This is a genomic window from Micromonospora sp. NRRL B-16802 (assembly GCF_001279555.1).
GTDB classification, from domain to species: Bacteria; Actinomycetota; Actinomycetes; order Mycobacteriales; family Micromonosporaceae; genus Micromonospora; species Micromonospora profundi.
Window position 1 is genome coordinate 1 of record NZ_LGEB01000131.1, and the last position, 660, is coordinate 660.

1 protein-coding gene is annotated in these 660 nt (G+C 67.0%); it reads right to left on the bottom strand.

Annotated features, from left to right (window positions below):
- The coding region (locus ADK66_RS29175) for an AMP-binding protein (protein ID WP_157553071.1) at window positions 1–660 on the bottom strand (660 nt) is incomplete at both ends.

The window sequence follows — 660 nt, forward strand, 5'->3', positions numbered from 1 at the left end:
TCGGGTAGGCGGGTGGTGTCGAGTTTGCCGTTGGGGGTCAGTGGTAGTTCGGGAAGTGTGATGAGGGTGGTGGGGACCATGTAGGTGGGGAGGCGGTCGGCGAGGTGGCGGCGGAGGTGGTTGAGGTCGGGTTGTCCGGTGAGGTAGGCGACGAGTTGGGTGTCGTTGTGTAGCTGGACGGTGCATTGGCGTACGTCGGGGTGTTGGGCGATGGTGTGTTCGATCTCGCTGAGTTCGACGCGTTGGCCGCGCAGCTTGACCTGCCGATCGGTCCGGCCGAGGTACTCGATGGCCCCGTCGGAGCGCCAACGGGCGAGGTCACCGGTGGCGTACATGCGGTGCCCGGGTGGGCCGTACGGGTCGGCCAGGAAGCTACGGGCGGTCAGTCCCGGCCGGTTGTGGTAGCCGTAGGCGACACCGGTGCCAGCGATGTGGAGTTCCCCGGCGACGCCGATCGGCGTCGGCCGCAGCCGGCGATCCAACACGTAGGCGCGGATGTTGGCGATGGGCGCTCCGATGGGCACCGTGGTGGAGTCCGGTTCGCATTGCCAGGCGGTGACCTCGATGGATGCTTCGGTGGGTCCGTAGAGGTTGTGGAGTTCGATGTGGGGCCAGGTGGTGAGGAAGCGGTGTGCGGTGTCTGGTGGTAGTGCTTCGCCG